Here is a 25,538-nt window from a genome sequence, read left to right on the forward strand (position 1 = left end):
CCGGCAATGGCGCGCGACACGCTCTTTCTCATCCAGCCGGGTTTCGCCGACCCAAATCAGCCGGGCCAGACGTTCGTCTGCCCCTATTGCAACCAGGTTGAGGGATTGCTCGCAGCCTTTCCCGATCTCGCCGCCAGACTCGACGTTGAGCGCGTGCCGTTTTCGAGGCCGAGAGGCAAGGTGATCGACGCGCTCGGCGAACGGCACCAGTCGCTGCCGGTGCTGATCATCGGCAGCGATCCGCCCGCCGACTTGCCGACGGCCAAGGGCAAGGTCTTCGCCGATGACACCAGGCGCATTCTTGCACTGCTTGCCGAGCGCCACGGCTTCCCGCAGCTGCATGAGTGAGACGATGACCTTCGATCCCGATACGTCCAATCCATGGATCGCCAAGGCGGTCGAGCTGCGCGACATCTTTGCCCGCGATGCGGTCGAGCGCGACCAGCTTGGCGGCAGGCCTACCGAACAGATACGTCTTCTCAAGCAAAGCGGCCTACTCACCATCGTGATCCCCAAGGAATTCGGTGGCGCCGGGGAACCCTATTCGACGGCGCTGAAGATCGGGCGCGAGTTCGCCAAGGTCGACGGCTCGATCGGCCATATCTACGGCTACCATTTCAGCGCACTGATCGCCGCCAGGCTCAATTCGGACGAACCGCGCTCAGCCGATCTGCTGCGGCGTTCGGCTGCCGGCGACTGGTTCTGGGGCAACACCGGCAACAGTTTTTCCAAAACGCTGTTCGGCCGCAAAGATGGCGAGTGGACGATCGTAAACGGCTTCAAACCCTTCGCCTCCGGCTCGCATGTCGCCGACTATCTTTCGACCTCGTGGGAAGACGAGGTCAGCGGCGAGAGGAAATTCGCGGCGATCCCCGCAAATCGCGAAGGCATCACCGTTCTCGACGACTGGGACGGCATCGGCCAGACGCAGACCGGCAGCGGCAAGGTCGCCTACAAGGACGTCAGGATCCACGACAGCGAGTTGGTGCGCGGTTGGGTCGACGCGTCGTTGCCAATCCGCACCATCGGCCCGCTGCAGCAGCAGAGCGTGTTGCTCAATGTCTTTGTCGGCACGGCCCAGGGCGCGCTGCTGGCGGCGCGAGATTATACGCTCAACAGTTCGCGGCCGTGGATGTATTCCGGCGTCGAGCGCCATATCGACGATCCATGGATCAAGCGGCAGTATGGCGAGCTCTGGGTCAAGACGCGGGCGGCGACGGCGCTGGCCGATCGCGCGGCGGCGGCGATCGATCATGCGATCGCGCGCGGCAAGGCGCTGACCGAGCAAGAACGCGGTGAGGCGGCGGTTGCCGTCGCCGCGGCCAATGTGCTGGCAGGCGATGTTGCGCTCGAAGTCACGACCGAGATATTCGAGGTGATGGGTGCCCGCTCCGCAGTGCGCAAATACGGCTTCGACCGCTTCTGGCGCAACGCACGCATTCACACCTTGCACAACCCTGCCGAATACAAGACCCGCACTGTCGGCACCTGGTATCTGACCGGCGCTTATCCCGAGCCCGGCGTCTTTCGATGAGCGGCCGGCAGCTCCATCTCAACGTCAACATCCTGCATGCCGGCTTCTCGCCGGCGGCATGGCGGATGGACGGCGTCGACCCCTATGCCGCCTTCACCGTTGACCACTATGTGCAGGTGGCGAAGATCGCAGAGCGCGCAAAGCTCGACGCCGTATTCCTTGCCGACCAGGCGGCGATATCGGACCGCATTGACTATCGTCCGATCACGTCGCTGGAGCCGACCATCGTGCTGGCGACGGTAGCCGCCGCAACCGAGCGCATCGGCCTGATCGCCACCGCTTCAACCAGCTTCAACGAGCCCTACAATATCGCCAGGCGCTTCGCGACGCTCGACCATGTCAGCGGCGGACGCATCGGCTGGAACATCGTCACCACGGCCGATCCCGCCTCGGCCCGCAATTTCGGCCTCAACGGTGCCATCGATCATGGCCGGCGCTACGAGCGGGCGGCGGAATTCGCTGACATCGTCAAGGCATTGTGGGACAGCTGGGAGGACGATGCCTTCATCGGTGATGTCGCCAGCGGGCGCTTCGTCGATGCCACCAAGGTTCACGCCATCGACCACAAGGGCGCACATTTCTCGGTGCACGGGCCGCACAATGTGCCGCGTTCGCCGCAAGGGCATCCGGTGGTCGTCCAGGCCGGCGGGTCCGATGACGGCAAGGACCTCGCCGCCCGCCACGCCGAAGCTGTGTTTTCCGCATCGCAGTCTTTCGAGGAAGCGCTCGGCTATGCGCGGGAACTTAAGGCGCGTGCCGTCGCCTATGGCCGCACCGGCGGCGTGCCGCTCAACCTCGCCGGCCTAGCCACCATCATCGGCGGCACCGAGGCCGAAGCGGAGCGGCGGCAAGGAGAGCTCTGGGACCGCATCCCGCTCGACTACAGCCTTGGCCGGCTGTCCGGCGTGCTCGGCATCGATCGCGAGCGGCTGAAGCTCGACGAGAAGCTGCCAGAAGGGATTCAACTGCCCCCCAATGGCGGCCACACCTTCTTCAAGGCCACGCTCGCGCTCGCGCGCAGCAACGATTTCACCGTTCGCCAGCTGATCCGGGCGCTGAACGGCAGCACCGGCCACCGCACCATCGTCGGCACGCCCGAGCAGATCGCCGACGATATCGAAAGATGGTTTGTCGCCGGCGCCGCCGACGGCTTCAACCTGATGCCGGACGTGCTGCCGACCGGACTGGAGGTCTTTGTCGATACGGTGGTGCCGATCCTGCGCCGGCGCGGCCTGTTCCGCACCGACTATGAGGGGCGCACGCTGCGCGACCATCTCGGGCTTGCCAGACCCGAAAGCCGCTTTGCACCGCAGCCGCACAAGGCGCCAGCGCTGCATGAGGCCACCCATTGAATGGTCATCAAAATACAACGGAGGGGAAGGTCCTGCCATTGACCTCATGCCCGGCCAAAATACAGGCCCGACAATGAGCGCTGATACCGAGTTTCTTTGGTACATCCCGAACCAAGTCGATCCCGGTCACCGCGGCGACTCGGCCGTCGAGGACCACAACAGCCTGGAGACGCTGACCAGCCACGCGAAGGCGCTTGAGGAATACGGCTGGAAGGGCGCGCTGATCGGTACCGGCTGGGGTCGGCCCGACACTTTTACTGTCGCGGCCTCGCTCGCCGCGCGGACCACCTCCTTCGAGCCGCTCATCGCGATCCGCCCGGGGTACTGGCGGCCGGCGCACTTCGCATCCGCCGTAGCCACGCTCGACCAGCTGACCGCCGGTCGCGTGCGTATCAACATAGTGTCAGGCAAGGACAACCTTGCTGCTTATGGCGACAGCGAAGGTGACCAGATACATCGCTATGCCCGTACCAGAGAGTTCATGCGCCTGGTTCGCAGACTTTGGACTGAAGAGAACGTGACCTTTGCGGGCGAGCACTTCCAGGTCACTGGCTCTACCGTGATGCCCCGCATCCATGTCCGTGGCGATCGTCGCCATCCCAAGCTCTACTTCGGCGGCGCGTCGGAGGCGGCGGAGCGGGTGTCGGCCAGCGACGCGGATGTCCAGCTCTTCTGGGGTGAGCCGCTCGACGGTGTCCGGGAGCGGATCGAGCGGCTCAAAGCCTTGAGCAGGGAACTCGACCGAGACCTCCCGCCTCTGGAGTTCGGGTTGCGGGTCACCACGCTGGTCCGCGACACCGCTGGGCAGGCCTGGGCGGACGCCGAGGCGAAGGTCGACGAGATGGCCAAGGGCCAGGGAGCCGGCTGGAACGATCACGGTCGGGCGGTAGCGGTGGGCCAGCAGCGTCTGCTCGATCTTCACGCGCGCGGCGAGGTGCTGGACGACAATCTCTATACTGCGCCGGGCAAATATGGCGGCGGCGGCGCTGGCACCACCTGGCTGGTCGGCTCGGCCGCCGACGTCGCCCGCTCGCTCGGCAGATACCGGGATCTGGGCATCACGCATTTCGTGCTCTCGGACACGCCGTATCTTTCCGAGATCAAGCGGCAAGGCGATCAGTTGCTTCCGCTTTTGCGCAACGGGGCCTAAGCCGCGCTTCTTGAATGACCTGGGGTCGTCAGAACACCGGATAAGCCAGATTGCCAGTAGGGAAGACGATGTCACAGCCGGCCGCCTTCAGCATCCGCCCTTCCGACGCTGACCTGCGTGGTGAAGCGGCGCTACGGCGGCGTTATCGAGCGCCGCAAAGCGCGCATACCGGAACCTGGAACGAAGCCCTCGAGGCGATCCTTTCGCATCGCTCGGTCCGCAATTATCTCGCCAAGCCTCTTCCCGAAGGGACGCTGGAACTGATCGTCGCCGCCGCCCAGTCGGCGCCGACTTCTTCCAATCTCCAGGCGTGGAGCGTCATCGCAGTCGAGGATCCGGCGCGCAAGGCGCGGCTTGCCGAACTGGCGGCGATCAATCGCCATATCGAGCAGGCGCCGCTGCTGCTGGTCTGGCTGGCCGACCTGTCGCGGCTGCGCGCCATTGCCGAGGCAAACGGCCGGGTGGGCGAGGGGCTCGATTATCAGGAGAGTTTTCTGCTGGCCGTGATCGACGCCGCACTTGCCGCACAGAACGCCGTGGTGGCGACCGACGCGCTCGGGCTCGGCTCCTGCTACATCGGCGCGATGCGCAATCATCCGCAGGAGGTGGCGCGCGAACTCGGCCTCCCGCCGGAAACCGTGGCGGTGTTCGGCCTGACCGTCGGCTATCCCGATCTCCTGGCTGCGACTGACATCAAGCCCAGACTGCCGCAGGCTGCGGTGCTGTACCGCGAGCGCTATCGATCAGAGCCCGATCCGGACGATCTTGCAGCCTACAACCAGAGGCTTCGTTCATTCCAGCAGGAGCAGGCGATGCCTGTGGTCGACTGGACAGAGTTGGTTTCGAACCGTATCGGTAGCAAAGTAGCGCTGAAAGGCCGTGATCGCCTGGGCGAAGTGCTGAAGGCCCTGGGCTTCAAGCTCAAATAGGCGCGCGCCTGCTCGCGAGACCGCGGCGAGGCTATTCGGCCGCGATAATTGCGATGCGCGCCGGAAGCGCCGCCGGCGGTGGGACGTCGAGAGCGCCGAGCTGGCGCGCCTCGGCCTTCAGCCAGCCATGAAAGCGCTCGACCGTCTCCAGCTTCGCCTTGTGCGGCGTCGTCGCAAAATAATAGGAAAACTCGACCGGCTGCGGTGAGCCGAATGGACTGACCAGACGCCCCGCGGCGAGGTCAGGCTCGGCCAGCCGGAATTTGCCGAGACCGATGCCCTTGCCGGCAGCAGCTGCGTCGAGCACCAGTGACGATTGGCTAAGCCGTATACCGCCCTCGACAAAGCGGCCGGACAGGCCGTTGGATCTCAGCCAGCCCTTCCAGTCAGGGCAGCTTGGATCGCGTTCCGGACCGTCCTCATGCAGGATCGGTGCGTCACGCAGCCCCTCCGGCCCGCGATAGAGACCGTGCATGCGAGCAAATTCCGGGCTGCAGACGGGCAGCACCGCTTCCGAAAACAGCCGTTCCGTCAGCAGGCCGCTATAGGCGCCCGACCCGTAGCGGATGACGCAGTCGACGTCTTCGCTGGCAAAGTCGGCAAGCCTGGTTGATGCGTCGACCAGCACTTCTAGGCCGGGTACCGCGTCGCGCAGTGCGTCGAGGCGCGGGATCAGCCATTTGCTGGCGAAGGAGGGCGCAACCGACACTTTGATCGGCGCATCCTCCTCGTCGCCGGAAATCCGCGCGACCGACTCGACAACGACGTCGAAAGCCTCGGTGAGGCCGGGCATCAGCGCCTGGCCGGCCGACGTCAGCAGAAGCTCGCCACGGTTGCGATGGAACAGCGGTTGACCGAGGTGATCCTCGAGCAGGCGGATCTGCTGGCCGATGGCGGCAGGCGTCACATGGAGTTCTTCGGCCGCCCGCGTAAAGCTCAGGTGGCGGGCGGTTGCGACAAAAGCTCGAAGCGACGTCAGCGGCGGAAGCCTCGCCAGCGTCGGCCGCAGCTTCCTTGATTTTGCGCGAATGAGATCGACCATGGAGCGCATTCAACACGTTCAGGCCGGGCGCGACGAGGGCGGGCTTTGCGCCAAAGTGCCCGGTGGAAAATTTCGTTTGCCGCAGCGTCGCGGCAGCGGGAACGGAAATCTAAAAAATCGTAATGTCTACAATTCTTGTAGAAATAAGATCGGAGCGCTGATTTGGGCGTCGAGCAGCTTTGCCAGATCCTGGAATGAAACGGTCGTGCGAAGCAGTGCTTTCGGCAGACGATAGAAAATCATTCTTCCGGTTTTGCGGCGTGGCAGGGATCATCGCGTCGAGGCGCCGGAGTGTGTTCGGCCGCCGGATGCCATCGTAGCCGTTTTCCGGAGCTCAAGGCCATGTCTGTCAATCGTCGTCATTTCAACCAGCTGCTGTTGCTTGGCGGTGCGAGCTTCGCATTGCCCGGGGTTTCCTTCGCTGCCGAAGGAACGCCGGTCCAGGGTGGCACGCTCAACTGGGCCTACTATCCCGACCCCACCTCGCTGATTGCCATCAACACCTCGTCGGGCACCGGCCAGGCGATCGGTCCCAAGGTGAATGAAGGTCTGCTTGATTTCGCCTATGACCTCAGCCCGAAACCGCTGCTGGCGACGGAGTGGTCGATCAGCGATGACGGCCTGCGCTACACCTTCAAGCTGCGCGAGAGCGTCAAATGGCATGACGGCAAGGACTTCACGTCGGAAGACGTTGCCTTCACCATCTTCCGGCTGAAGGAGGCGCATCCGCGCGGCCGCATCACCTACCAAAACGTGACCGCGGTCGAGACGCCCGATCCGCACACCGCCATCATCGTGCTTTCAAAGCCGGCGCCCTATCTGATCACGGCACTGAGCAGCTCGGAATCACCGATTGTGCCGAAGCACGTCTACGAAACGTTCAAGCCGGCGGAACAGCCGAAGCTCGAACAGACGATCGGCACCGGTCCCTTCATTCTCAAGGAATGGGTGCCCGGCAGCCATCTGATCTTCGACCGCAATCCGGATTATTGGGACGCGCCTCGGCCCTACCTCGACCGCATCGTCCTGCACGTCATCCTCGACCCGGCCGCGCGTTCGGCGGCTCTTGAAACCGGCGAGATCGATATCGGCGCCAATCCCGTGCCGCTGGCCGACATCGAACGGCTGAAGGCAAACCCCGCTCTGGTCGTCGACACCAACACCTACGCCTATTCCGGCCCACAGCAGCAATTGTTCTTCAATTACGAGAACGAAATCCTGACCAAGCGCGATGTGCGCCTTGCCATCGCCCACGCAATCGACCTGCAGAAGCTGGTCGACATCGCGCTCTACGGCTATGCGCAGGTATCGCCGAGCCCGATCAGCACGGCGCTGCCCAAATGGTATGACCCCAGCATCAAGGCGCGCGAGCCCGATACCAAACTGGCGGAGAAGCTGCTCGACGACGCCGGCTATCCGCGTGGCGCCGATGGGACGCGCTTCAAGCTCCGGCTTGCCTACAACGCGTTCCTGCCGGCGTCCTATGCCGATTTCATCAAGCAGTCGTTGGCGACGGTCGGCATCGATGCCGAGATCCTCAAGCTTGACCTGTCGACGTTCCTGAAGACCGTCTACACCGACCGCGCCTGGGACCTGGTCGTCGAGTCGCTGTCGAACACCTTCGATCCGACGCTCGGTGTCCAGCGCGCCTACTGGTCGAAGAACTTCAAGATCGGCCTCGTCTTCTCCAACGCCAGCCACTATGCAAACCCCGAGGTCGACCAGATCCTCGAAGCGGCGGCGATCGAGCCCGACGAGACCAAGCGGCGCGAGCTCTGGTACAAATTCCAGCACATCATCCATGACGACGTGGTGTCGGTCGATCTGGTCGCCGCCGGCGCCCAGATTGTTGCCAACAAGAAGGTCAGGGATTTCGCGCCAGGCGCTCAGGGGATCAACAACAGCTTCGCGCAGATATGGCTCGCGCCAAACGCCTAAGCGTTCTGCAAGCCCTCTGGTTGGGATCGGCACGTGAAACTCCGGTCCCGACTTTCTCCATGAAGACAAATCGCGCCAATTCGGAGTACCGACCATGACCATCAACCGACGCCTGTTCAATCAGTTCCTGCTGCTGGCCGGCGCGAGTGCTGCACTTCCCGCCGGGGCATTCGCAGAAGACGCAAAGCCGGTGGCCGGCGGCACGCTCAATTTCGTCTACTATCCCGAGCCGAACCAGATCGTTTCCATCAACACCAGCGCTGGCGGACCGGCCACCATCGGTCCGAAGATTTTCGACGGCCTGCTCGCCTACGACTACGATCTCAATCCGCGACCGCAACTGGCCACCGAATGGTCGATCAGCGACGACGGGCTCGAATACGTCTTCAAGCTGCGCCAGGGAGTGAAGTTCAGCGATGGCCATGATTTGACCTCCGAGGACGTGGCCTTTTCTATCTCCCGGCTGCGCGAAGCGCATCCGCGCGGTCGCATCACCTTCCAGAACGTCACCGACATCGACACGTCGGACCCGCATATCGTGAAGATCAAATTGTCGAAGCCGTCCGCCGCCCTGATTTCGGGGCTGGCCGCGACGGAATCGCCTGTCGTGCCCAAACACATTTACGAGAAGCTGAAGCCGGCCGACGATCCGTCCTTCGAGCAGATCATCGGCAGCGGGCCGTTCGTGCTGAAGGAATGGGTAAAGGGCAGCCACATCCTCGTCGAAAAGAATCCGACCTATTGGGATGCGCCTAAACCCTATCTCGACCGGATCATTTTCCGCTTCATCACCGATCCGGGCGCGCGCGCCGCGGCGCTCGAAACGGGCGAGGTCGACATCGGACCGAACCCGGTGGCCTTCGCCGATCTGGAGCGTTTCAAGGCGCTGCCGCAATTCGTCGTCGACAGCACGGTCTTCGCCTATAGCGGCCCGCTGCACCAACTGATCATCAACCTCGAAAACCCGATCCTGAAGGAGAAAAAAGTCCGCCAGGCAATCGCACATGCGATCGATCTCGATGCGGTCAACGCCATCGTGTTCTACGGCTATGGCCAAGTGTCGCCGACACCGATCAGCGTCGTCAACAAGAAGTATTTCGATCCCGACGTGAAGGCCGCGACCGTCGATACGGCGCTGTCGGAAAAACTGTTAGACGAGGCCGGTTTCAAGCGAGGAGCGGACGGCATCCGCTTCAAGCTAAGGCTCACCAACAATCCCTACAATCCGTGGGGCTATGCCGACTTCCTCAAGCAGGCGCTGGCCAAGATCGGTATCGACGCCGAGATCCAGAAGTTCGACTTCGGCACCTATGTCAAAACCATCTACACCGACCGCACTTGGGACCTGTCGACCGAATCTTGCGGCAACATCTTCGACCCGAGCGCCGGGGCGCAGCGGCTCTACTGGTCAAAGAACATCAAGAAAGGGCTGCCGTTCTCCAACGGCGCGCATTGTGAGAACCCGGAGGTTGACCGGTTGCTGGAAGCCGCATCGGTCGAGCTAGACGAGGCCAAGCGCAAGCAGCTCTTCTTCAAGTTCCAGGAGATCATCGCCGACGAGTTGCCGATCATCAATCTGATCGCGCCACCGACCATCATCATCGCCCGCAAAACCGTCAAGAACTACGCGCCTGGCGCCGAAGGCCTGTCAGCGAATTTCGCCGACGCCTATCTCGACCCGAACGCCTAAATCTGCCGGGCAATCATGAGAGAAGGGCCGCATAGAGCTGCGGCCGTTTTCGTTTCTTCCATTTCGCAAAGCTGGTAACTTCAGGCCAAAGCACGCAGCCTTGGGCTGGCGCCGACCAGAAGGCCGGCAAGGGCTATGGCCTGCGCCAGTTGTTCGCCGATCGAGCTCGATTCCCAGGCGACGCCGCGCAGCGGATGGCCGATGGCGAACAGATTGCCATGGGTCTCGCCATCACGGGAAATCACCTGGCAGTCATGCGTCGCGTCGATGCCGAAGCCGGTCGCATGCGGCCTGACGATGCCGTTCTCGAGCAGGTTCTGGACGAATGGATCGGCGATCCGCCGCCAATCATGCTCCTGATGGCCGCGGCAGTTGACGACGCCGTCGAAGCGCAGCCGTTCGACCGCGCCGGTATCACGCCAGCGGATTTCAGCGACGATGCCATTTGCCTGCGGATGGAGTGCCAGCACCCGTCCCGCTCGACCCGTCCAACGGCCTTGGCTTCGCGCCAGTGCCACGCGCTCAAAGCTCGGTGGCGCCGCGCGGTGCGCGGTGACATCCCAGAAGGCGCGCAGATGGCGTGCGAACTTCAAGCGCTCCTTGTCGGTGGCGCCTTGCCACAAGGCCAGGATCCACGGCCGGATCGTCAGCGGCAGCCCTTGCCAGTCCAGGCCGGTGGGTTCGATTGCCCGGCGTTCGGCCTTGACCAGTGCGAGAAGCGCCCTGGTGGTTTTCGGCAGCGGCCGCCCGGCGAGGAAATCGCGCCACGCTTCCACGTTGCGCCGAGGTTCGACGATCTGTCCGCGCCGCGACACGACGCGATAACCGCCCTTGAAGCCGCGCGCTTCCATGCTGGCGACGACGTCGACCATGCTGAGGCTGGAGCCGATCAGCAGCAGTTCCTTGCTGCCAGCGAGCCGATCGAGCGCCGCCGAATCCCAGGGATTGGCGATATAACGGGGATCGCCGACGACGGCTGCTTCCGTGGTGGACGGCTGGCTCTGGAACACCCCGGTTGCCAGTACCGCCTCATCCGCCAGCAATTGCTGGCTATCGCTGGTGCCGACGCATACCCCGGACGGACCCGTCAGCATGTCGACGGCGGATGCCTTGATGTGGCGCAGCGAAGAACGCGGATCTGCTTCTCTGATCGCTCTCGTCAGTTCCGACAGGACATAGCTGCCGAACAGCCAGCGCGGCGGGCTTGAGTCCGGGACATCCTCGGGCGGTGTCCAGCCGTGCTCCGGCCCATTCGCCATAAGCCAGCGAACGAGGTGATCGGGATCGTCCGGATGCAGCGAGAAGATGCGCGCCGCGCCGTTGACGAGGTGTTGTGGATCGACGGTGCTATAGGCGACGCCGCGACCAAGCTCGGCCCGGCGCTCGATGATGGTGATTGCCAGCGGCTCAGTTGAACGGTCGAGCAGCTTGATCGCGGTAACCGCGCCGGCAAAGCCGCCGCCAACGATGATGATTGAACGAGGGATCGAGCGTAGCGGGGAGGAAGGGGTATGAAGCATCAAGAACCTTTGCGACGCCGGTGGTCGTGGCTCCAGCCCATCGCCCCGGCAACGATCATCGTGCTTTCCCGTAACCGATGTCAAAAAACAATAATTGCCAGCTGGCGAAAGGCATTCTTTCACTCAGCGGGTTTGGCAGGCGCTAGATAGGAACGCCCTTTGCGACCAGCCCGAGAACCGCTGATGACTGAAAATCGAAAGATAAGGCTTGGAGCCTTTGTTCGCGGACCGGGCCATCATGTCGCTGCCTGGCGCCATCCCGATGTGCCTGCCAATCCGGGCCTGAGCTTCCAGCACTATGCGGACGCCGCGCGCACTGCCGAGCGTGGCCTGTTCGACATGGTGTTTCTGGCCGACAGCCTCAGCGCGCGCAATGGCGAGCAGCCGATCGAGACCTTCGAGCGCACCGGCCATGTCGTGCATTTCGAGCCGCTGACGCTTTTGTCGGCGCTCTCGACCATCACGCAAGGGATCGGGCTCGTTGCGACCGCCTCGACCACCTATTGGGAGCCGTTCCACTTGGCGCGGCTGTTCGCTTCGATCGATCATCTCAGCGGCGGCAGGACAGGCTGGAATGTCGTCACCTCAGCCGATGCGCCGGCGGCGGCGAATTTCAGCCTCGACCAGCATCCCGTTCATGCCGACCGTTACGCCCGCGCCGAGGAATTCGTCGCTGTCGCGCAGAAGCTTTGGGACAGCTGGGACGACGATGCCTTCGTCGCCGACAAGGCTTCGGGGATCGCCATCGACCGGCGCGGCATCCACGCCCCGGACCATGTCGGCCGGCATTTCCGCGTCAAAGGGCCGCTCAACGTCGCCCGCCCGCCGCAGGGCCATCCCGTCATCGTTCAGGCCGGCTCTTCCGATGCCGGCCAGCAGCTGGCGGCGCAGACGGCGGAGGTGGTTTTCACCGCCCATCCGACCATCGAATCGGCCCGAGGTTTTTACAGCGAGCTGAAAGGCCGGTTGGGCTCCTTTGGTCGCTCTGCCGATTCTTTGAAGATCATGCCCGGTGTCTTCCCGGTCGTCGCGCCGACGCGCACGGAGGCCGAGGACAAGTTCGATGCGATCCAGCGCCTGGTCGATCCTGTGGTTGGTGTGGCGCTGGTTTCAGGATTGCTCGGCGGTGTCGATCTTTCCGGCCATTCACTCGACGGACCGTTGCCGGAACTGGGCAGTTCCGATGCCGTGAAGAGCCGCCTGAAAGTCGTTTCCGAATTGGCCGCGAGCCGGAACCTGACCATCCGCCAATTGTATCTCGCCGTTGCCGGCGCGCGCGGCCATTTCCAGATCGTCGGCACGCCAAAGGATGTGGCCGACATGATGGAGGAGTGGTTCGCCGGTGGCGCGGCGGACGGCTTCAACGTCATGCCGCCGATCCTGCCGACGGGCCTCACCGATTTTGTCGACCTCGTCATTCCGGAGCTGCAGCGGCGGCGTCTGTTCCGGACTGCTTACGAAGGCGGGACGTTGCGCGAGAACCTCGGCCTTGCGCGTCCGATCCGTGGCGCCGCTGAACAGCAAGAGAGGAAAGCATCATGAGCGACAGGACGATCGATTCGAAAATGTTTCGCCAATGGCTGGCGGATGGCGAAGAACTGGCGGTACTAGACATTCGCGACAGCGCGACTGTCGGATACGCATCGCCGCTGTTCGCCACCAACCTGCCCGCGGCTCAGGTCGAGGCCGAGATCGACCGCTTCATCCCGCGCAAATCGGTGCGCACCGTGCTGGCGGACGACGGCAGCGGCGTTGCCGAGCAACTTGTCGAACGACTGGTGGGGTATGGCCGTACTCAGCTGTTTTCGCTGAACGGTGGAATTCCGGAATGGACGCAAAGCGGCGTTGAAGACCTGCCGACCTTCGATACGCCGGGCGTCGATTTTTCGCTGGCGATCCGCGACGAGAAGGGAACCCCGGTCGTCAGCGTTGAAGAGCTCGCGGTGCTCAGAGGCCGAGGCGCCGACGTGGTGGTGCTCGACAGCCGCACGGTGGCGGAGTTCGAAAAGGACCATGTGCCGGGCGCCATCAGCGTGCCGGGCGCCGAGCTGGTGCTACGCTTCGCCGACCTGGTGCGTTCACCGGAGACGAAGGTTGTCGTCTCCTGCGCCGGCCTGCCGCGCGCCATCATCGGGGCGCAGACACTGATCGATGCCGGCGTGCCCAACCGGGTCGCCTATCTGCACGACGGCACCAGGGCATGGCGCGAGGCCGGTCTTGCACTCGAAACCGGCAAGACCGCAATCTATGGTCCGGCAAGCGAGGATGCCAAGCGTTTCGCCGGGGAGCACATCGCAAAGCTTGCCGAAGGCGACAGCTTTCCCCGCATCAATGCGGCCACGGCCGCAAACTGGGCGAAGGACGAAACGCGGACGACCTACCTGCTTGACGTGCGCACGCCCGACGAGTTCGCCGAAGCGCATATTCCGGGGTCGATCGCGTCTGAGGGCGGGCAGTTGCTCGGTGTCGCCTATCGCACCATCGCCGTGCGCGGCGCCCGCGTCGTGCTGATCGACGATCTGCTCGGTGTCCGCGCGGCGACGACGGCGCATTGGCTGCAGCGGCGCGGCTTCGAGATCGCGATCCTCTTGTACGACTTCCAGTCGACCAGCCTGGTGGAAGCGGCGTAGGGCAGGAGCACTGTCAGGCGATTTTTTCGGGGGCCACTATTCGGCGGCTTCCGATTGGCGGCGACGGCCCGCCAGCACGTTCTTCTGCATCGCCGTCAGCGAAGACCGCACGGCTTTGGCGCCGTGCTCCAGCATCTTGGCCTCATACTCCGACAGCGCCTGGAGAAGCGGCTTGTCGCCGCGTTTGGCGGCCACCAGCTCTGGCACCAGCAGCCCGGCGTCGTAGATCGCGGTGTTGCCGCCAAGCGCGCGAAAATAGGTCATGGCGTGGATGGCATCGCCAAGCAGCGTCACCGGTTTCGTCGGCCAGGGATCGACAGGTTCGGAGCTGTGGACATGAAGCAGCGCCACCGTCGATGGGTCGGTGTAGCGGATGAGGTTGAGGATTTCCGGGTGCCAGTGGGCGATCTTCGAGATCAGCAGGTCAATCAGTTCTGAACCGGAGAGCTTTGCCAGCGCGTCGTCTGTGGCAAGTTCGTCCTTTTCATAGGCGGTGTTCCACCAGACATAGCTGGTGGTGTTGTTGAAATGGAAGCCGGAAAAATCCTTGTGGGTGGCGTCGTCCAGCCCGATCAGTCCATGCTTTCGGAATGCGTCGACATTGACCCTGTGGCTGGTGACCATAAGCCCATGACCTTCGGTTGGCCTGACGCCGGCATTGTAGTCGAGTAGCAGCGGCGAGATCTGGTGAAGGGCTGCGGCATGCAGCGTCATCTTGCCGGCCAGACGCCTGACGCCGGTGTCGAAGCTTCGCGCATGCGGCACCAGTTGCTGGCGCACCCGCGAGCGGGCGCCGTCGGCACCGACCAGCACGTCGGCATGGATTGCCGAGCCGTCCTCGAAATGCGCGACGACCGAACCATCCGGCTGCTCGTCGTAGCGAGAGAAGACCTTGCCATAGCGCATGATGCCGTCGAGGCCGGACAACAGCACCTGGCGCAGCGTGATACGGCTTACCGATTTTTCGATATGCGTGTCGTCGGCCTCGCCCGGCGCGTTGCCGCCGCCCCAGGCATCCTCGCCCAGGATGTTGAAATTCTCGTCGAGCAGGATGTTGCGATCCGGCGCCTGGCCGAGCGTGGCGACAAAAGCGTCGTAGAGTTCCGGCGGCAAATTGGCGATCAGGGAATCGATGCCGCGCTGGCGGATGCGCAGACGAAAACCCTGGACATAGTCGGTGCGGGCGCGGTCCTTCTCGAAGACCGCGACACTGATGCCGTTCTTCTTCAGGCCTTGCGCCAGTGTCAGGCCGCCGGGGCCTCCGCCGATGATGGCGACTTCGACATGTTCTGTTGTCATGGCGCTCAACCGACCGCCGCGAGCTTGGGCTTGCCCGCGGCAATAGCCGGCGTCTCGGCCAACTGCCGGGCGATATGGCGGCTGAGCGTCGCCTTGGCGGCGATCGTGCGGATCATGTGGTTCTGCGGTGCGTGGGAACGGGCGGTCAGCGCATCACGGTGGTGGCGCTCAAGCTGGAAATCTCTGTTAAGGCCTGGATTGCCGGCAAGCTCCAGCGCCAGCGAGGTGACGGCAACGGCATTGTCGATGACGACATGCCTGACCGTCATGCCGTCGGTGCCCACAGGCCGGCCGGCGTCGACATCTTCGGCGAGTGAACGCAGCAGCCGCGCGCTGCTCGCAAGCCGAACCTCTATGTCGCCCAGCCCTGACTGGATGTGCGGCACGGTCGACAGCGGCGCACCAAGACTTGCCGGCGCGTGCGTGCTGACAAAGGAGACCAGCCGGTCACGGGCAGCACGGGCGGCACCGTGGTAGACAGCGCCGATCAGCGAAAAGAAGAACGCCGTCGCGCTTTCCTCGCGCCTCAGCGGCTCGGATGCCGGCTGCGCCTCGGTGATGTCTTCGGCAGGAACCGCAACATTATCCAGAATGATGTCGTCGCTGGCCGTCGCCCGCATGCCGGCGGCGTTCCATGTCTTTTCGACGCGAAATCCAGGCGCGTCGGTCGGCACCAGGAATGAAGCCAGACGCGGCTGCGGCTCGTCGGTCAGCGCCAGCAAGTTCACCCATTTCAGAATAGGAATGCCGGTGACGTAGTTCTTGTGGCCGGATATCCGCCAGACGTTGCCGTCCCGCCGGGCAATGGTTTCGGGCGGCTTGCCATGAGCTGGCGAGCCGATCCGGGGCTCGGCCTGGGCGGCGTTGATCAGGGCAGGGCCAAGGCGCCCGGCCTCGACAATCCGCTGAACCAGATGGCGCGGCCATTTTCCGGATTTCCGCATCGCATACTGGCTGTTGTAGTGCATGGCCAGCACCAGCGCTGTCGACGGCTCGCCACGACCGATCTCGGCGATCACCGCCTGTGCTTCCGTCAGCCCGCCACCGAAGCCGCCATGTTCGCGCGCCGTGACCAGGCCAAGCAGCCCCGCCTGGTGAAGCCGGTCGAAATTGGCGAATGGGAATTCCCCGGTCGCGTCGTGATGCGCGGCGGTCAGCGCGAAGTCGTCGGCGAGGCCGGCCACTTTCTCGAGGAGTTGCGGAAACTCGGCAATTGTCGACATCATGACGTTGGCTTTCTCTCAGGCGGCGGCCCGAATGTTCACCAGATCGAGCGGCCGGCGATCGACCCAGTGCTCGACGTCGAAATCGCCGGCGAGGAAGCCCCAGTCGCGCAGGAAATCCTTGTAGTGGGAAACCGCTGCGACGAGCTCAGGCTGCAGTCCGAGGCCGAGATGCTTATGGACATCCGGGCCATTGGCGGCCAGCACCTGTTCCTCGGTGGCCCCGGCTTCGCGGGCAACAAAGCGCTGCGTCTCTTCCGGATGCGCCTCGGCCCAGGCACTGGCGCGCAGGATGGTCTCGATCAGTCGCGCGACCAGATCGGGGCGTTGTTCCGCCAGCAGTTCATCGACGGTCAGCACGCGCGGCGAACCGGAATTGATGCGGATGTTCGGGTCGGGGTGGAAGCCGAATTCCACGACCTGGATGGCGCCGATCAGATTGGCGACATTGATCCCGGCCGTGCCCTTGACATAGATGGCGTCGACCTCGCCGCGGATCAGGGCTGCGGCTTCCTCGCCATAGGGCTGCTTGCGCTTGAGGCCGAACAGCGACGGTCCTTCCTGGCCGTCGAGCACGCTGTCGGCCAGCGCTATGTCGACGATCTCGACGTCGCCATAGCCAAGGCCCTCGAGCGAGAGCGCCGAGACCAGTCCCTTCAACGCCGTCGCTCGCATGAAGTCGACGATTCCCTCGGGGCGCCGGGCGATGCCGAAGCGACGGCCTTTCAGGTCCTGGATTGTCCTGATGCCGGAACCGGGCAGGGCGATGATTGCCTGGAATTCGTCGGTCCAGGTGATGCCGACGAGACGCGTCTTGCGCCCTTCGGACCGCGCGCGGATCGGCGGCACGTTGCCGCCGTGGCGGAACGACCAGTCGAGCGTATGGTTGAAATGGCTCTGGCGGATGTCGCGATTGGGCGAATCGATGATCGACTTCAATTCGATCCCCTCCTTGCGAAAGGTCTCGTCGAGAAGCCCGAGCTGTGCGGCGAGCCCGACAGGCGTCGGCACCGGGCAGCGTGTGTACCAGATTTCGGAGATCGCAGTCGCGGTCATGATGGCTCCTTAGGTGTTGCGCAGGCCGGCCTGCTTCATCAGCGGCAGGATGTTCTCGCCGAAGAATTCGAGGTCAGGCTTGAAATCGAAGAAGGACAGCTGCAGGCCGTCAATGCCGGCGTCCTTCAACTTGACGAACTGGTCGACGATCTGTTCGGGCGTGCCGATGAGATAGATGTTGCCGCCGACCTTGGCGTAGGGATCGTCGCGGCCCTCGCGTCCTTTCCAGGCCTGGGCATCGCTGTTGAAGGTCTGGAAGCCTTTCGGCGTGCGGCTGTCGGCATGAGCGACGATCTCATCGGCGACCGCCCAGGCCTCCTTCTCGGTCGGCCTGCTGATGACCAGCGGGTTGAGCAGCGTGCGCACGGTGCGGCCGACGCCGAGGGCTGCGTCCTTCACCTTCTTCGTATGCGCCGGCAGCGCTTCCAGCGCGCTGGCGATGTCGGAGCCGGCCGGGCTGGTGACGAAGACGATGTCGGAATAGCGGCCGGCAAAGGAAATGCCGGCGTCGGAGCCGGTGGCATTGACCAGGATCGGCCGGCCGTAATTCGGCTTGGGCGTGACGAAGCCGCCATTGAGCTTCCAGCTCGATTCTCCGGAGAATGAGAAATTCTCGTCGTCCTGCCACAGTCGCTGCAGCACTTCGACGAACTCGGCGGCGAGTTCATAGCGGCGGTCGTGCTCGATGCGGTTCCAGCCGAACATTTCATGTTCGACGGCGCGATGGCCGGTGACGACGTTGATGCCCCAGCGGCCGCCGGAGATGTGGTCGAGCGTGGCGCCGAATTTCGCCAGATGCAGCGGATGCCAGGGACCGTAGAGAACATGCATGGTCGAGATCAGCATGATCTTCTTGGTGATCGCGGCCATGGCCGCGACGGAGACGAAACTGTCCAGCGCCTGGCCGTTGAAGACACCGCCATAACCGCCCTTGGGCAGCCACTGGCTGAGCGCGAAGACGAGGTCGAAGCCAAGCTCCTCGGCCTTCAACGTCAGGTCGCGATTGTAGTCGAAGCGCCAGTCGGTCGAGCGCGGCAAGGTCGAGTTGGTCCAGCCACCGGCCTGGATCGGCAAGAATAGCCCGAGCAGCACCGGCTGCTGAAGCGCTTTCGACAGCGGGCTGTCCGGATAGTCGGTCGGCGCCTTGAAGAAGGGCGTGCCGACGATGGAACCAGGCTTGTGGGCGAGCGTCATGGCGAACTTTCTCGGGTGGAGGAAGGGAACCCGTGCGAAGGACCGCGCACGGGTCAGGCTCAGGCGACGATATGGGCGGTTGCGAGGGAGCCGGCATTGCCCTCGGCGCCCACCGTGTGACCGGCTATGCGCCTGTTGTAGAGGGTGATTTCCGGTTGGCTGACGATGCCGATATCGGGCAGGTCCTCGACAAGGATCTGCTGGATCGCGGCCCATTGCTCGAAGCGCTTTTCGTGGTCGACCTCGACGGCGGCCGCTTCAAGAAGTTCGTCGACCTTGGCATTGCTGTATTTCGAACCGTTGGAGAACGGCACGCCGGGTTTGAAATTTTTCGACCAGTAGAGGCGCTGTACGCCTACCGTCGGGTCGAACAGATTGCTCATGCCGTTGAAGGTGAAGTCGAAGTCGCGGTCGGTGTAGATGCGCTTGGTGTAGGTGGCGAAATCCTGGCTGCGCACGGTGACCTCGATCCCGACCGCGGCCAATGCCTGCTTGATGTAATCGGCGCCGCGCTTGTAGGTTTCGCCGCTCGGGACATAGTCGTGGACAAGCTTGAGCCGGGTACCGTTGGCGTCGCGCGGCAAGCCTGCTTCATCGAGCAGTTTATCGGCGGCGGCCGTGTCGACCGGATAGGTCTTCAGGTCGGCGACGAACCACTTCTTCAGATTGGGGTTGATCGGGCCTGGAATGGTTTCGCCATAGCCATAGTTGATCGTCTCGCGGATGACGTTGCGGTCGATGACATGGGCGAAGGCACGGCGGACGCGAACATCCTGGAAATAGGCTTTCTCCAGGTTGAATTCGACCCGGCTGATGCCATTGGAATATTGGTAGCCCTGCTTCTCGAAGCCGATATGCGGCAGCGTCTCAAAACGCTGCAAATCGCTGTACGGAATCGGCGTTGCCGGCGCCAGATCGATCTCGCCGGTCTCCAGCGCCAGCGCGCGCGCCGAAGCGTCCGGGATGAAGCGCACGATCAACCGGTCGAGATAGGGGCGCGGTGCGTCCCAGTAGTCAGGATTGCGTTCGTAAACGATGTGGCTGCCGCGCACCCATTCTTTGAAGACGAACGGGCCGGTGCCGACCGGAGCGACGTTGACCGGATTTTCGGCTGCCTTTGTGCCGTCATAGAGGTGCTTCGGCACGATTGGCGTTTCGGCCGCAGCCAGGGCCGTGATCAAGTAAGGCGCCGGCCTCGACAGAACCAGCGCTACGGTCAGCGGATCCGGCGTCTGGATGTCTACAAGGTTGAGGAAGGTGTTGCGGCCGCGCGGATGAACCTCTCTGATCGTGGTGATCGAATAGGCGACGTCGGCGGCGGTGAACGGCTGGCCATCATGCCACTTCACGCCTTCGCGCAGCTTGAAGGTGTATTGCAGCCCATCGCCACTGACTGACCATTGTCTGGCCAGGGATGGGCGCGGCGTGAGATCGAAATCATAGGTCAGCAGGCCCTCGGTGGTCTTTGCCGAGACGTAGACCGAATTGAATGCCGTGTGGGCGATGGTCGTCAGCACAGGCGGCTCAGCCGAGAGCACCAGCGTCGCCGTTCCACCCTGTTTCGGCTCGGCGGCGTAGGCGCTGCGCGATGCAGGCAACAGGGTCGCTCCGAGCGCGGCCGCCGAGATGCCGAGGAACCTGCGGCGGTTCGGACTGAGGAAATGAGACATAGCGTCCTGGTCCTTTTTTGCTGCCGGACCCGATCGGCCGATCGTCGGCCGCCAGGCTAAAAATCCGTCGTTCCAAGAGCGGGCCCGTTTGCGAAAAGATTTGGCCGACCTGCTCCCGCGCTTAAGATTTCATACTTCAAACAGCTAAGTTTGTAGTATGAAATAAAATTCTATTCTGCAATGAAGCCATTTGCAGGATAAAATTTCTTAAATCAGGTTTGACAATGTCTATAAATCTTGTCAACTAAAAAGCGCGGAACTTTCCGGGAAACAGCAAACCCGCATCGTCAGCCACAGCCGGGATAGCGAAAACGATGTCGACCCTGACGCGCATTGGCAGAACCTTCCGGCGCACCGCCATCCAGGCGGTGCCGACCGTTCTGGGCATCGTCATCCTGAACTTCTTCCTGCTGCAGCTCGCGCCCGGCGATGCCGCCGATGTCATGGCCGGCGAGGCTGGCTCGGCCACTGTCGAAACGATGGCGGCGCTTCGCCAGCGCTTCGGGCTCGACAATCCGCTTCTCGTCCAGCTGTTCAACTATCTCTACAATCTGGCGCATTTCAGCCTCGGCTTTTCGCCGCGCTACGGCATGCCGGTCGCCGACCTGATCGGCCAGCGGCTGCCCGGCACGCTAGTGCTGATGGCGGTGGCTCTGGCCGTCGCCATTGTGCTCGGCCTCGCCCTTGGATCGGTGATGGCGGTGTTTGCCGGGCGCCTGCCGGATCGTGTGCTCTCCGTTATTTCGCTGCTGTTCTATTCAATCCCGGGTTTCTGGATCGGCTTGATGCTGATCGTGCTGTTTTCGGTCAAGCTCGGCTGGCTGCCGAGCGGCGGCTCGGGAACCATCGGCAGCAACCTGACCGGCCTTGCCGGGCTCTGGGACAGGGCGCGCTACATGATCCTGCCGGCACTGTCGCTGGCGCTGTTCTACGTGGCGATCTATGCGCGGCTGACACGAGCGGCGATGCTGGAGGTCCAGTCGCAGGACTACGTGCGCACCGCCGCAGCCAAGGGCCTGCCGCCGGCCATCATCACCATTCGCCATGTCCTGCGCAACGCGCTGATCCCCATTACCACCATGGCCGGCATGCATGTCGGCGGCATGCTCGGCGGCGCCGTGGTTGTCGAGACTGTCTATTCCTGGCCCGGCCTCGGGCGTCTCGCCTTCGAAGCGGTCATGGGCCGCGATTTCACCGTGCTGCTCGGCATCCTTCTGTTGTCGTCGCTGCTGGTGATCATCGCCAACGCGACCGTCGATCTTCTGCACGCCTGGCTCGATCCCCGCATCGGAGTACGCTGATGGCTTCCACCGATTTCGCCGCGGGCGATGCCCGTTCCCGCCGTCTCCATGCCGATGCCCGCGGGCCCGCGGCACCGCCTGAACCCGAGGCAAAGAGTTGGAGCAATCTCCACGCGCCCGACGCACGCTCCGCTTCGGCAGCGTCGGTGCCGATAGCCGCTGGCGGGCGTGCGCTGAAGGTTTTCCTGCGCAATCCCAACGCCATGTTCGGCGTTGTGTTCCTGTCACTGGTCGTGCTGGCCGCACTGCTGGCACCAGTCCTCTATCCGGCCGATCCGCTATCGATGGTGGCGCGGCCCTTCCTGTGGCCGGGCCAGAACCCAGCCTTCCCACTGGGCACGGACTCCATGGGCCGCGATGTGCTTTCGGGCATTCTGCATGGCGCACGGATTTCGCTGTTCGTCGGCCTGGTGGCGACCGCGCTCGGCCTCAGCTTCGGCATCCTGGTCGGCGCCGCCGCCGGCTACTTCGGCGGCTGGATCGACGACCTGCTGGTGCGCCTGATCGAGATCTTTCAGACCATACCGAGCTTCGTGCTGCTGGTCGTCATGGTGGCGATCGCGCAGCCGACCGCGCCTGTCGTGACAGTGGCGATCGCCGTCATCACCTGGCCGACGGTGGCGCGGTTGACCCGCGCCGAGTTCCGGGCCATCCGCGAGAAGGATTTCGTCATGGCCGCCCGCAGCCTCGGCTACGGCCATGTCCGCATTATCTTCCGCGAGATCCTGCCCAATGCGCTGCCGCCGTTGATCGTGACCTCGTCGGTGATGGTGGCGACCGCGATCCTGATGGAATCGGCGCTGTCCTTCATGGGCCTCGGCGATCCCAACGTCGTCAGCTGGGGCTCGATGATCGGAGCGGGCAGGGAATTGATCCGCACCGCTTGGTATCTGACAGCGCTTCCGGGATTGGCGATCGTCTTTACCGTGCTGGCGCTGAACCTGATCGGTGACGGCCTCAACGACGCGCTCAACCCGCGCTTCTCACAGGAGCGATAGAGATGGCGGCTCCTTTGCTCAGGATCGACAATCTGACGGTTCGCTTCCCGACCGCCGAGCCGGTCAGCCGGCTGAGCTTCGAGGTCGGTGAGGGCGAGACGCTGGCGATCGTTGGTGAATCAGGCTCCGGCAAGTCGCTGACCGCGCTCGCCCTGATGCAGCTTCTGCCGCGCTCGGCGAAAATACCCAATGGCAGGATCGAATTCGCCGGCAAGGATCTGCTTGGTCTCGACCAGAAGGCTATGCGGAGCCTGCGCGGACGCGAGATCGCCATGATCTTCCAGGAGCCGATGACGTCGCTCAATCCGGTGCTGACCATCGGCCGGCAGATCACCGAGGTGCTGACGCTGCACGAAGGCATACGCGGCAAGGCAGCGCGGAACCGTGCCATCGAGCTTCTCAATCTGGTTCGCATTCCCGATCCGCAGCGGCGCATCGATGACTATCCGCACCAGCTTTCCGGCGGCATGCGCCAGCGCATCATGATTGCCATCGCCGTCGCCTGCCGGCCGCGCCTGCTGATTGCCGACGAACCGACGACGGCGCTCGACGTGACCATCCAGGCGCAGGTGCTCGACCTGCTCGATACGCTGCGCCGCGAACTGTCGATGGCTGTCATGCTCATCACCCACGATCTTGGTGTCGTGGCACAATGGGCCGACAAGGTCGTCGTCATGTATGCCGGCCGCAAGGTTGAACAGGCGCTGCCGGACGCACTGTTCAGAACACCCCTTCACCCCTATACGCGCGGCCTGCTGGCGGCGTCGCCGCGGCTGAAGACCAATCTCCACTACCGCGACGCCAGGCTGACGGAGATTCCCGGCAGTATCGTCTCGGCCGCCGGCGAAAAGGGCTGCCCGTTCCGCCCGCGCTGCGCGGTGGCGCGCGACAGCTGCGCCCATTTCGTACCCGACCTCGTCGAGGTGAGCGAGGATCGTCTAGTCGCCTGCCCCTACAGCTTCATTCCGGAGGTTGCGCATGGCGCTGCTCTCGGTCTCTGACCTTTCCACCCATTTCCACGCCCAGGGCGGCACGCTGCGCGCCGTCGATGGCGTATCCCTCGAAGTCGGACGCGGCGAGACGGTTGGTCTCGTCGGCGAAAGCGGTTGCGGAAAATCGACGCTAGGCAAGACCATCATGCGGCTGGTCGACCCGACTAGCGGCAGGATCGAGTTCAACGGCACCGACATCACCGTTCTCGACACGCGCCGGCTGAAGGCGGCGCGCCGTAATATCCAGATGATCTTCCAGGATCCGTTCGCATCGCTCAATCCGCGCCACACGATCGGCGACATCCTGACAGCACCACTGAAGGTCCATGGCATCGGCAACACGGCCGAGCGGCGCACCATCGTCGAGGACATCATCGAGCGTGTCGGTCTGCCGAGGGATTCGCTTGGCCGCTACCCGCATGAATTTTCCGGCGGGCAACGCCAGCGCATCGGCATCGCCCGGGCGCTGATCCTCAATCCGGAACTGGTTGTGTGCGACGAGCCGGTGTCGGCGCTCGACCTTTCGATCCAGGCGCAGATTCTGAACCTGCTGGTCGACATGAAACGTCAGCTCGGCCTGTCCTATCTCTTCATTTCGCACGATCTATCAGTCGTTCGCTATTTCGCCGACCGGGTGCTGGTGATGTATCTCGGACGCATTGTCGAAAGCGCCGACAATGCGGCGCTGTGGACCTCGCCAAAGCATCCCTACACGCGCGCGCTGATGGATGCCGTGCCGGACCCGGCGCGCCGACGTCAGGCCGCGCCGATCCATGGCGATCTGCCAAGCCCGCAGAACATCCCCAGCGGCTGCCGTTTCCATACCCGCTGCCCGCTGGCGACCGATCTGTGCCGTTCGCAGGAACCGGCGTTCCGAGCGATCGCGCCGGGACACCATGTCGCCTGCCACTACGCCGAACCAACCATCAACTGAAATTCAACGGAGCAGAAAAATGTCCGACTACCGCTATCTTGGCCGCAGCGCCCTGAAGGTTTCGCCGCTCAGCCTGGGCACGATGATGTTCGGCGGGCCGACCGAGGAGACGGTCGCGCATCGCATCATCGACAAGGCGCGCGAGCAAGGCATCAACTTCATCGACACCGCCGACGTCTACCACAACGGCAAGTCCGAGGAAGTCGTCGGTCGCGGTATCAAGGTGACGCGCGATCATTGGGTCGTGGCGACCAAGTTCGTCAACTCGCATGACAAGGGGCCTAATCTCGGCGGCCATTCGCGCAAATGGGTGATCCAGACGGTCGAGAACAGCCTGCGGCGCCTGGGAACAGACTATATCGACCTGTTCTACTTCCACCGCGCCGTCTTCGATGCGCCGCTGGAAGAGCCGGTGCGGGCGATCGCCGACCTGATCCGCCAGGGCAAGCTGCGCTATTTCGGCGTCTCCAACTTTCGTGGCTGGCGCATCGCCGAAGTCGCGCATCTGGCCGATGAACTCGGCATCGACCGGCCGGTAGCCAGCCAGCCGCTCTATAACATCGTCAACCGCACCGCCGAGGCCGAACAGCTGCCGGCGGCCGCCTACTACGGTCTTGGCGTCGTCTCCTACAGCCCGCTGGCGCGCGGCGTGCTGACCGGCAAATACGAGCCGAACCAGGCGCCTGCCGCCGACACGCGGGCCGGCCGTGGCGACAAGCGCATCGCCGAGACCGAGTGGCGCCCGGAATCGATCGAGATCGCCAGGCAGATCGCGGCGCACGCAAAGTCACGCGGCGTCTCGGCCGCCGATTTCGCGCTGGCCTGGGTGTTGAACAACCGGCTGATCACGGCGGCGATCGCCGGCCCGCGTACCGAGGAACAGTGGGACAGCTATGCGAAGGCATTGGACTTCAGGCTGAGCGCCGAGGACGAGGCCTTTGTCGACCGCCTCGTCACTGCCGGTCATGCCTCAACGCATGGGTTCAATGATCCGAGCCATCCGGTCGAAGGCCGCGTGCCGCGTTCGGAGCCGGCCGCGCCGATCCCGCTGACACGGCCTCTGCGCGCCGCCTGACGGTCGCCGAC

21 protein-coding genes are annotated in these 25,538 nt (G+C 63.7%); 14 read left to right on the forward strand and 7 right to left on the reverse strand.

Annotation, left to right across the window (positions count from 1 at the left end; genetic code table 11):
- Positions 1-6 precede the first annotated feature (6 nt).
- The 5 genes from NKH60_RS14365 to NKH60_RS14385 all read left to right on the forward strand — a co-directional run bounded on the left by NKH60_RS14365 (position 7) and on the right by NKH60_RS14385 (position 4,965).
- The gene (locus NKH60_RS14365; protein ID WP_352616979.1) at positions 7-348 is read left to right on the forward strand and encodes a DUF3088 domain-containing protein; all 342 of its coding nucleotides are present in this window, start codon (positions 7-9) and stop codon (positions 346-348) included.
- A gap of 4 nt (positions 349-352) precedes the next feature.
- On the forward strand, positions 353-1,534 hold the full coding sequence (locus NKH60_RS14370; protein WP_352616976.1) for an acyl-CoA dehydrogenase family protein: 1,182 nt from the start codon (positions 353-355) through the stop codon (positions 1,532-1,534).
- The gene (locus NKH60_RS14375) at positions 1,531-2,886 is read left to right on the forward strand and encodes an LLM class flavin-dependent oxidoreductase (protein WP_352872535.1); all 1,356 of its coding nucleotides are present in this window, start codon (positions 1,531-1,533) and stop codon (positions 2,884-2,886) included. The genes NKH60_RS14370 and NKH60_RS14375 overlap by 4 nt, the downstream gene beginning before the upstream one ends.
- Before the next feature lie 73 nt (positions 2,887-2,959).
- A complete protein-coding gene (locus tag NKH60_RS14380; protein WP_352831685.1) occupies positions 2,960-4,036 on the forward strand; it encodes an LLM class flavin-dependent oxidoreductase in 1,077 nt (358 codons plus the stop codon).
- A 68-nt stretch (positions 4,037-4,104) separates the two neighbouring features.
- Positions 4,105-4,965, forward strand: a complete 861-nt coding sequence (locus NKH60_RS14385; protein ID WP_352831687.1) for an NADPH-dependent oxidoreductase — start codon at positions 4,105-4,107, stop codon at positions 4,963-4,965.
- Positions 4,966-4,996: 31 nt separating this feature from the next.
- Here NKH60_RS14385 and gcvA read toward each other — a convergent pair whose 3' ends face one another.
- Complete coding sequence (gene gcvA, locus NKH60_RS14390; protein ID WP_352471368.1) at positions 4,997-6,007, reverse strand: transcriptional regulator GcvA; 1,011 nt, start codon at positions 6,005-6,007, stop codon at positions 4,997-4,999.
- Positions 6,008-6,349: 342 nt separating this feature from the next.
- Here gcvA and NKH60_RS14395 point away from each other — a divergent pair, with 342 nt between their 5' ends.
- Positions 6,350-7,945, forward strand: coding sequence for an ABC transporter substrate-binding protein (locus NKH60_RS14395; protein WP_352831688.1), 1,596 nt, complete (start codon positions 6,350-6,352; stop codon positions 7,943-7,945).
- A 94-nt stretch (positions 7,946-8,039) separates the two neighbouring features.
- Positions 8,040-9,635, forward strand: a complete 1,596-nt coding sequence (locus NKH60_RS14400; RefSeq protein WP_352872538.1) for an ABC transporter substrate-binding protein — start codon at positions 8,040-8,042, stop codon at positions 9,633-9,635.
- Positions 9,636-9,715: 80 nt separating this feature from the next.
- On the opposite strand, the gene NKH60_RS14405 is transcribed toward NKH60_RS14400, so the two are convergent.
- Entirely contained in the window at positions 9,716-11,155 is a 1,440-nt protein-coding gene (locus NKH60_RS14405) for an FAD/NAD(P)-binding protein (RefSeq protein WP_352831690.1), read from the reverse strand.
- A 180-nt stretch (positions 11,156-11,335) separates the two neighbouring features.
- Between NKH60_RS14405 and NKH60_RS14410 the strand changes: the two genes are divergently transcribed.
- Both NKH60_RS14410 and NKH60_RS14415 read left to right on the forward strand, forming a co-directional pair.
- Positions 11,336-12,697, forward strand: coding sequence for an LLM class flavin-dependent oxidoreductase (locus NKH60_RS14410; protein WP_352616995.1), 1,362 nt, complete (start codon positions 11,336-11,338; stop codon positions 12,695-12,697).
- Positions 12,694-13,785 carry a rhodanese-like domain-containing protein gene (locus NKH60_RS14415; RefSeq protein ID WP_352616960.1) on the forward strand — a complete coding sequence of 364 codons (1,092 nt, stop codon included), beginning with the start codon at positions 12,694-12,696 and terminating at the stop codon, positions 13,783-13,785. Before NKH60_RS14410 ends, NKH60_RS14415 begins: the two co-directional genes overlap by 4 nt.
- Positions 13,786-13,821: 36 nt before the next feature.
- Here NKH60_RS14415 and NKH60_RS14420 read toward each other — a convergent pair whose 3' ends face one another.
- The 5 genes from NKH60_RS14420 to NKH60_RS14440 are packed head-to-tail and all read right to left on the reverse strand — an operon-like array spanning position 13,822 to position 20,227.
- On the reverse strand, positions 13,822-15,084 hold the full coding sequence (locus tag NKH60_RS14420) for an FAD-dependent oxidoreductase (protein ID WP_352616956.1): 1,263 nt from the start codon (positions 15,082-15,084) through the stop codon (positions 13,822-13,824).
- 5 nt (positions 15,085-15,089) lie between these two features.
- Positions 15,090-16,307: an acyl-CoA dehydrogenase family protein gene (locus tag NKH60_RS14425; RefSeq protein ID WP_352820148.1), complete on the reverse strand. Its 1,218-nt coding sequence runs from the start codon at positions 16,305-16,307 to the stop codon at positions 15,090-15,092.
- A gap of 18 nt (positions 16,308-16,325) precedes the next feature.
- Positions 16,326-17,363 (reverse strand): ABC transporter substrate-binding protein, encoded by a 1,038-nt coding sequence (locus NKH60_RS14430; protein WP_352820131.1) that lies wholly within the window; start codon positions 17,361-17,363, stop codon positions 16,326-16,328.
- A 9-nt stretch (positions 17,364-17,372) separates the two neighbouring features.
- Positions 17,373-18,557 carry an LLM class flavin-dependent oxidoreductase gene (locus NKH60_RS14435; RefSeq protein WP_352471360.1) on the reverse strand — a complete coding sequence of 395 codons (1,185 nt, stop codon included), beginning with the start codon at positions 18,555-18,557 and terminating at the stop codon, positions 17,373-17,375.
- 59 nt (positions 18,558-18,616) lie between these two features.
- Complete coding sequence (locus tag NKH60_RS14440; RefSeq protein WP_352540160.1) at positions 18,617-20,227, reverse strand: ABC transporter substrate-binding protein; 1,611 nt, start codon at positions 20,225-20,227, stop codon at positions 18,617-18,619.
- 314 nt (positions 20,228-20,541) lie between these two features.
- On the opposite strand from NKH60_RS14440, the gene NKH60_RS14445 reads away from it, so the two are divergent.
- Genes NKH60_RS14445 through NKH60_RS14465 form a run of 5 tightly spaced genes read left to right on the forward strand, consistent with a single transcriptional unit; the run spans position 20,542 to position 25,527 of the window.
- Complete coding sequence (locus NKH60_RS14445) at positions 20,542-21,528, forward strand: ABC transporter permease (protein WP_352449708.1); 987 nt, start codon at positions 20,542-20,544, stop codon at positions 21,526-21,528.
- Positions 21,528-22,526: an ABC transporter permease gene (locus tag NKH60_RS14450; RefSeq protein WP_352471358.1), complete on the forward strand. Its 999-nt coding sequence runs from the start codon at positions 21,528-21,530 to the stop codon at positions 22,524-22,526. Before NKH60_RS14445 ends, NKH60_RS14450 begins: the two co-directional genes overlap by 1 nt.
- Positions 22,527-22,528: 2 nt before the next feature.
- A complete protein-coding gene (locus tag NKH60_RS14455; protein ID WP_352471356.1) occupies positions 22,529-23,527 on the forward strand; it encodes an ABC transporter ATP-binding protein in 999 nt (332 codons plus the stop codon).
- A complete protein-coding gene (locus NKH60_RS14460) occupies positions 23,505-24,452 on the forward strand; it encodes an ABC transporter ATP-binding protein (protein ID WP_352471355.1) in 948 nt (315 codons plus the stop codon). Before NKH60_RS14455 ends, NKH60_RS14460 begins: the two co-directional genes overlap by 23 nt.
- Positions 24,453-24,471: 19 nt before the next feature.
- Positions 24,472-25,527, forward strand: coding sequence for an aldo/keto reductase (locus NKH60_RS14465; RefSeq protein WP_352471354.1), 1,056 nt, complete (start codon positions 24,472-24,474; stop codon positions 25,525-25,527).
- Positions 25,528-25,538 lie beyond the last annotated feature (11 nt).

Origin of the sequence: Mesorhizobium sp. M1006 (assembly GCF_040318825.1) — a bacterium.
Lineage (GTDB): Bacteria > Pseudomonadota > Alphaproteobacteria > Rhizobiales > Rhizobiaceae > Mesorhizobium.

Excerpts from the sequence above, each read along its gene's own strand:
- NKH60_RS14365 (WP_352616979.1), top strand. The coding sequence starts at position 7 with ATGGCGCGCGACACGCTCTTTCTCATCCAGCCGGGTTTCGCCGACCCA.
- NKH60_RS14370 (WP_352616976.1), top strand. The coding sequence starts at position 353 with ATGACCTTCGATCCCGATACGTCCAATCCATGGATCGCCAAGGCGGTC.
- NKH60_RS14375 (WP_352872535.1), top strand. The coding sequence starts at position 1,531 with ATGAGCGGCCGGCAGCTCCATCTCAACGTCAACATCCTGCATGCCGGC.
- NKH60_RS14380 (WP_352831685.1), top strand. The coding sequence starts at position 2,960 with ATGAGCGCTGATACCGAGTTTCTTTGGTACATCCCGAACCAAGTCGAT.
- NKH60_RS14385 (WP_352831687.1), top strand. The coding sequence starts at position 4,105 with ATGTCACAGCCGGCCGCCTTCAGCATCCGCCCTTCCGACGCTGACCTG.
- gcvA (WP_352471368.1), bottom strand. The coding sequence starts at position 6,007 with ATGGTCGATCTCATTCGCGCAAAATCAAGGAAGCTGCGGCCGACGCTG.
- NKH60_RS14395 (WP_352831688.1), top strand. The coding sequence starts at position 6,350 with ATGTCTGTCAATCGTCGTCATTTCAACCAGCTGCTGTTGCTTGGCGGT.
- NKH60_RS14400 (WP_352872538.1), top strand. The coding sequence starts at position 8,040 with ATGACCATCAACCGACGCCTGTTCAATCAGTTCCTGCTGCTGGCCGGC.
- NKH60_RS14405 (WP_352831690.1), bottom strand. The coding sequence starts at position 11,155 with ATGCTTCATACCCCTTCCTCCCCGCTACGCTCGATCCCTCGTTCAATC.
- NKH60_RS14415 (WP_352616960.1), top strand. The coding sequence starts at position 12,694 with ATGAGCGACAGGACGATCGATTCGAAAATGTTTCGCCAATGGCTGGCG.
- NKH60_RS14420 (WP_352616956.1), bottom strand. The coding sequence starts at position 15,084 with ATGACAACAGAACATGTCGAAGTCGCCATCATCGGCGGAGGCCCCGGC.
- NKH60_RS14425 (WP_352820148.1), bottom strand. The coding sequence starts at position 16,307 with ATGTCGACAATTGCCGAGTTTCCGCAACTCCTCGAGAAAGTGGCCGGC.
- NKH60_RS14430 (WP_352820131.1), bottom strand. The coding sequence starts at position 17,363 with ATGACCGCGACTGCGATCTCCGAAATCTGGTACACACGCTGCCCGGTG.
- NKH60_RS14435 (WP_352471360.1), bottom strand. The coding sequence starts at position 18,557 with ATGACGCTCGCCCACAAGCCTGGTTCCATCGTCGGCACGCCCTTCTTC.
- NKH60_RS14440 (WP_352540160.1), bottom strand. The coding sequence starts at position 20,227 with ATGTCTCATTTCCTCAGTCCGAACCGCCGCAGGTTCCTCGGCATCTCG.
- NKH60_RS14445 (WP_352449708.1), top strand. The coding sequence starts at position 20,542 with ATGTCGACCCTGACGCGCATTGGCAGAACCTTCCGGCGCACCGCCATC.
- NKH60_RS14450 (WP_352471358.1), top strand. The coding sequence starts at position 21,528 with ATGGCTTCCACCGATTTCGCCGCGGGCGATGCCCGTTCCCGCCGTCTC.
- NKH60_RS14455 (WP_352471356.1), top strand. The coding sequence starts at position 22,529 with ATGGCGGCTCCTTTGCTCAGGATCGACAATCTGACGGTTCGCTTCCCG.
- NKH60_RS14460 (WP_352471355.1), top strand. The coding sequence starts at position 23,505 with ATGGCGCTGCTCTCGGTCTCTGACCTTTCCACCCATTTCCACGCCCAG.
- NKH60_RS14465 (WP_352471354.1), top strand. The coding sequence starts at position 24,472 with ATGTCCGACTACCGCTATCTTGGCCGCAGCGCCCTGAAGGTTTCGCCG.